Genomic DNA, 5637 nt, shown 5'->3' on the forward strand with positions numbered 1-5637 from the left:
GGCCGAAAGAGTGGGGGCGCCGTTGGTGGCGTACTCGCTGGTACGCATGGTATCGCTCACCGGCGATATCGCCACCGGCCAGAAGATCCTGCATAGCGCCGCTCGCACCATGAAGCGCACCCAGCTTGAGCTGGGGGTGACCATCTTCGACGATGCGGACCTGGAGGCGGTGGTGGCGGGTATTCGCACCTTCGGCTTCTACAACACCGGCCAGGATTGCACCGCCGCCAGCCGTACCTATGACCAGGGCAAGATCTACGACAAGTTTGTCGGCGGCATGAAGATCTCGGGCTACGGCAAGGATCTCTCCCTCTATGCGCTGGAGGACTGCACGGTGCCGCGCCATATTATGGTCAAGCTCTGACAAGGGATTGCTCGCCGCGCCAAAAAGCAGAAGGCCCCGCAATGCGGGGCCTTCTCTCTGAACACTCTGCATGTTCACGCCACTGTGGCGGAACATGACCGAGCCCTTTGCCAGCGACTGCCGGTCTGGCCTGTGGCCATCGTTCTCTGCTTGCGTGTACGGCTTAGCGCTGCTTGCCGCTGCCGATACCAAACGGGATGCGGTAATCACTGCTCTGCTCACCCAAGGTGACGGTCAGGTTGCCCTGAGCGCGGCTTGGAATACGAACCTGCTGGGTACCCGCCAGATTGGCGTGGACGGAGGCAACGACATCGCCAGACTCATCACGCACTTCCAGCATGGGGTTGGCCTTGCCATCCGCGGCAGCGCTCGCATGCCAATTGACAAACAGCACGCCCGGCGTGGCGTTGAGGTCAGCGGGGACAGAAGCCTGGGCGAAACCGGCTGTCATCAGGCCTGCAACGGCCAGCATCTTGATTACGTTTTTCATGTTCATTCACTCTCTTGGTTTTTATGTCATTGCCAAGGCCGGTTCGGCCTGAATCAATGCATCCATGCAAGAGGTTATTCAAATAGTATGTTGTTCTTTCACTGACATCCGACACCTTGTTTGATGGTGTCACAGCCTGGAACGACCTGTTATTTGGCCGCTTGGCGTTCCTGCCTAAGCGTTGAGTGAATATTAGACACCTCTACCCATCTTTGTTAGCGAGATAAACTGGCCTAGATGTTCAAAAAATCTGATGTGGATATCCATCTTGGGTTCAGGTATCGCCAACGCCGCAACGGGCACTGGTTTATGGCAGGGGAACGACACGGCGTCGCTCCCAATTTGGCTAACGCAGGAAGCACGCTTTGACCCCTATTCCTCGGTGGAATGAGGGTTGGAATAAGTTTACAGACGGACCACACAAAGGGCAGGATCTCCTGCCCTTTGATACTCATATTCCTGCCAGTTCCTCTGTCGTCATGGGCCGCAGCACCTTGCAGGGATTGCCGACGGCAACCACGTTGGCCGGAATATCCCGGGTGACCACTGAGCCCGCACCGATCACGCTGTTGTCCCCTATGGTGACACCCGGGCAGATGACGACGCTGCCACCGATCCAGACGTTGTTGCCGAGGCGCACCGGCTTGCCGAACTCGACCCCGGCCACCCGCGGCACCACCGCCACCGGGTGGGCCGCGGTGTAGATCTGTACCCCTGGCGCCAGCAGCACGTTGTCACCGATATGCACCTCGCACACATCGAGGATGGTGCAGTTGACATTGGCGTAGAAGTTCTCCCCTAGGTGGATGTTGGCGCCGTAGTCGCAGAAGAACGGAGGATTGATGGCGCACACAGCGCCACGGCTGCCAAACAGTTCCCGCAGCATGGCGTCCCGCGCCGGCGGTTCCTGCCAACTGGTATTGAAGGTGTGATAGAGGAAACGGCAGCGCTCACGCGCCGCCTTGAGCTCAGGATCTCCTGCATCATAGGGCTCCCCCGCCACCATCTTCTGCCACTCGGGCCCGCGCACGGGTTGCCGAGCCTCTGTTGCCGCCATGGGCGGGGCCTGTGTCATCGTCTATTCCATCAGCCAGATCAGGGATTCATAAGGGCGCAGCATACAAGATTGCGGCCGGGCCGGGCTATCCGGGTAGTTACCAAGCAGCAGGCGTCCCTCGCCAGCCAGCATCTGCGCAGGCAGCACGAACTCTGTCGGCTCGCCGTAGAAGTTGCTAACTACCAACAGGGTCTGGCCGTTGGCACTACGGGTATAGGCCCAGATCCGCTGATGCCCCACCAGCAGCTCCTGATAATCCCCCTGGGTGAAGATGGGGTGCGCCTTGCGCAAAGCGATCAAATCCCGGTAGTGCCAGAACACCGAGTTCTGGTCGGCCAGCGCTGCCTCTGCGTTGATCTCGGGGTAGTTGGCGGCAGGGGTGAGCCAGGGCTCACCTTTCGTGAAACCGGCGTTGGGGGCCGCACTCCACTGCATCGGGGTGCGCGAGTTGTCGCGCGACTTGGCGCCGAGGATGGCGAGGATCTCGGCCTCGCTCATCCCTTCGGCCTGCTTGATGGCGAAGATATTGCGGCTCTCCACATCCTGATAGTCATCGATGCTCTGATAACCGGGGTTGGTCATGCCGATCTCCTCCCCCTGATAGATGTAGGGCGTGCCCTGCAGGCCGTGCAGGGTGCTGGCCAGCATCTTGGCGGCCACAACCCGATGTTCGCCCTCGTCCCCGAAGCGGGAGACGATGCGCGGCTGGTCGTGGTTGCACCAGAACAGCGCCGACCAGCCCTTGCCATGCATGCCGCTCTGCCAGTGGTTGAAGATACGCTTCAGTTCGAGGAAATCGAACGGTGCTTTCGTCCACTTGTCGCCGTTGGGGTAATCCACCTTCAGATGGTGGAAGTTGAACACCATGGAGAGCTCGGAGCCATCGAGCGCGCCGTAGCGCTGGCAGTGTTCCAGCGAGGTAGAGGACATCTCCCCCACCGTCATGACGCCCACCGGTGCAAAAACATCGCGGCTCACATCCTGCAGGAATTCGTGGATACGCGGCCCATCGGTGTAGAACCTGCGGCCATCGCCAATATCGTCGTTCGGGAAAGTCTGATCCTTGGAGATGAGGTTGATGACGTCGAGGCGGAAGCCATCGATGCCCTTCTCGGCCCAGAAGTGGATGACCTTCTTCACCTCGGCGCGCACGGCCGGATGCTCCCAGTTGAGGTCCGCCTGCTCGCGGGCAAACAGGTGCAGGTAGTACTGGCCGGTGGCCTGATCCAGCTCCCAAGCGCTGCCACCAAACTTGGACTGCCAGTTGTTGGGCACGCCGCCGTCCACCGGATCGCGCCAGATATAGTAGTCGCGGTAGGGACTGTTTTTATCTCCCAACGCGGATTTGAACCAGGCGTGCTCGGTAGAGGTGTGGTTCACCACGATATCCATCACAATGCGGATGCCGCGCTCATGCGCCGCAGCCAGCAGCGCTTCGAAATCGGCCATGGTGCCATAGGCGGGATCGATGGCCAGATAGTCGGCGATGTCGTAACCGTTATCTACCTGAGGGGAAACATAAACCGGAGTCAGCCAGAGGGCATCGACCCCCAAGGTCTTGAGATAGTCTAGGCGGGCCATGATCCCCTTGAGATCGCCGGTGCCACGGGCAGCGGAATCCTGAAAACTCTTGGGGTATATCTGGTAAATCACGGCACTCTGCCACCAAGGTGTTTGGTTCATGAGTCTTGCTCTTGTTTCGAATGAAAAAGGAGAGGGCGACCCGTTAGGGCCGCCCTGATGACTATGTTCAGGCGCTGGCCTGGGCCAGCTTGCCGGCCGCTTGCTGCCGCTGGTAAACCAACAGGGTCAGCACCATGGGCACCACTATGGCCACCAGCATGGCGACTGAGTAGACGGCCCAATACTGAGGCTGGATGGAGAGAATGCCCGGCAGGCCGCCCACCCCTATGCCGTTGGCCATCACACCGGCGAAGCCGCAGATAAGCGCCGCCAGACTGGAGCCCACCATGGCGCACAGCATGGGGAACTTGTACTTGAGGTTGATACCGTACATGGCAGGTTCGGTCACGCCCAAGTAAGCCGAGATGGCGGCAGGCACGGAAATCTCCCGTTCGTTCTCCTTGCGGCTGATGAGGATGATGCCCACCACAGCCGAAGCTTGCGCGATATTGGAGAGGGCGATCAACGGCCAGATCGGGGTGCCACCCATGCTCTGCATCAATTGCAGATCCACTGCGTTGGTGGTGTGGTGAATACCCGTGATAACCAGGGGTGCGTAGAGGAAGCCGAACAGGGCAGCACCGATGGGAGCAAACGAACCTGTCATGGCTGCCTTGGCCGCAAAGCCGACGCCGTCACCAATCCAGCGGCCAAAGGGGCCTATCAGGGCATGGGCCAGGATCACCGCCAGCAGCAAGGAGACGAAGGGGACGATCACCAGGTAGAGATAAGCCGGAATGATGCGCTTGAGGGTGGTCTCGATATAGGCCAGTGCCACGCCCGCCAGCAGGGCTGGAATAACCTGAGCCTGATAGCCCACCTTCTCGATGACAAACCAGCCGAAGTCCCACACTTCCGGGATCTGCTGGCCTATCCCATAGGCATTCATCAGCTGCGGCGAGACCAGGGTGACACCCAACACTATCCCCAGGATCTCGGAGCCCCCCATCTTCTTCACCGCAGACCAGCAGACGCCAACCGGCAGGAAGTGGAAGATAGCCTCGCCCAGCAGCCAGAGGAAGGCGTGGACCTGAGCCCAGAACTGGCTGATTTCGACTAGGGTATGAGTACCATCATCGAACATCTTGATATCGCCGATGACGTTGCGAAAGCCCAGGATCAGACCACCGGTGATGATGGCAGGCAGCAGGGGTACGAAGATCTCCGCCAGATGGGAGATGCCCCGTTCCAGCGGGTTCATGTTCTGACGGGCGGCCAGCTTGGCGGCATCCTTGCTGCCACCACTGACACCTATCTCCTTGGTGAGCGCCTTGTACCATTCATCCACCTCGTTACCGATCACCACCTGGAACTGGCCGGCATTGGTAAAGCAGCCCTTCACCGCAGGTATGGTCTCGATGGCTTTGCTATCAGCCTTGGCCGGGTCGTTCAGCACGAAGCGCAGGCGGGTCAGGCAGTGGCTGACGGTGGCGATGTTCTCTTTGCCGCCGATCTTGTCGATCAGGGTGGCAAGCTGTTGTGCGTTGATCTTTGGCATGAGTCTTCCCTCTGTGACTCTATTGATATTGGTCTACTTCGCCCTTTTGGACCAGTCTGCTGGTCTGAGCGTTTTTGGTATCGTTCTTATTTAGCATGCAGCCAATTTGATAGGATCGAAATGGGAACGTTCCCATTTCGTGGTCAGCATCACAAAAAGCACATTTTTTGTTCAGGGCTAAGTGATGGAGCTCACAGGGTGTTGCAGGGGGCTATGGTCGCCAGCGGACGGTGATCCTGCTCGATCTGGCCGAGCAGCTGGCGGGCAGCCTGCTCCCCCGCACCCTGGTAGCCAAGATCCAGGCTGAGGGCGTTGGGAAAGAGGAAGCTGAGCATGGGGTTGTTGCCAAGGCCTGTCACCAGTACCTCGCTACGCCCTTGTTCCTGAAGGTATTTTGCAGCACCTATGGCGAGGGTGTCGCTGGCGCAGACCAGCGCCTGGGTGGCAGGGGTGAGCAGTTCGGCCGCCAGCCGGTAGCCACTCTGCAGGCTGAGATCGCCGAGGGCACTGCGCGCCGTCAATCCCTGCTCGGCGCAGTAGCCGAG

Annotated in this window: 5 protein-coding genes and 1 pseudogene; 1 reads left to right on the forward strand and 5 read right to left on the reverse strand. The window is 59.6% G+C overall.

The annotated features are described in order from the left end of the window. Positions 1-280 (forward strand): annotated as a pseudogene (locus AAC083_RS04985) (aldehyde dehydrogenase family protein); the annotation flags it as partial. A 247-nt stretch (positions 281-527) separates the two neighbouring features. Here the strand turns inward: AAC083_RS04985 and AAC083_RS04990 are convergent. From AAC083_RS04990 to AAC083_RS05010, 5 genes are all read right to left on the reverse strand, one after another. Further along, positions 528-860: a hypothetical protein gene (locus AAC083_RS04990; protein ID WP_108536005.1), complete on the reverse strand. Its 333-nt coding sequence runs from the start codon at positions 858-860 to the stop codon at positions 528-530. Between the two features lie 445 nt (positions 861-1305). Then, the gene (locus tag AAC083_RS04995) at positions 1306-1929 is read right to left on the reverse strand and encodes a sugar O-acetyltransferase (RefSeq protein WP_280136047.1); all 624 of its coding nucleotides are present in this window, start codon (positions 1927-1929) and stop codon (positions 1306-1308) included. Between the two features lie 3 nt (positions 1930-1932). After that, entirely contained in the window at positions 1933-3594 is a 1662-nt protein-coding gene (gene treC, locus AAC083_RS05000) for an alpha,alpha-phosphotrehalase (protein WP_108536006.1), read from the reverse strand. A 67-nt stretch (positions 3595-3661) separates the two neighbouring features. Further along, positions 3662-5092 (reverse strand): PTS trehalose transporter subunit IIBC, encoded by a 1431-nt coding sequence (treB, locus tag AAC083_RS05005; RefSeq protein ID WP_108536007.1) that lies wholly within the window; start codon positions 5090-5092, stop codon positions 3662-3664. Between the two features lie 191 nt (positions 5093-5283). Continuing rightward, positions 5284-5637: substrate-binding domain-containing protein (locus AAC083_RS05010; protein WP_181364653.1), on the reverse strand; the 354-nt coding region annotated here is incomplete at its 5' end.

This window comes from Aeromonas sp. HMWF014, assembly GCF_963878295.1.
Taxonomy (GTDB): Bacteria; Pseudomonadota; Gammaproteobacteria; order Enterobacterales; family Aeromonadaceae; genus Aeromonas; species Aeromonas popoffii.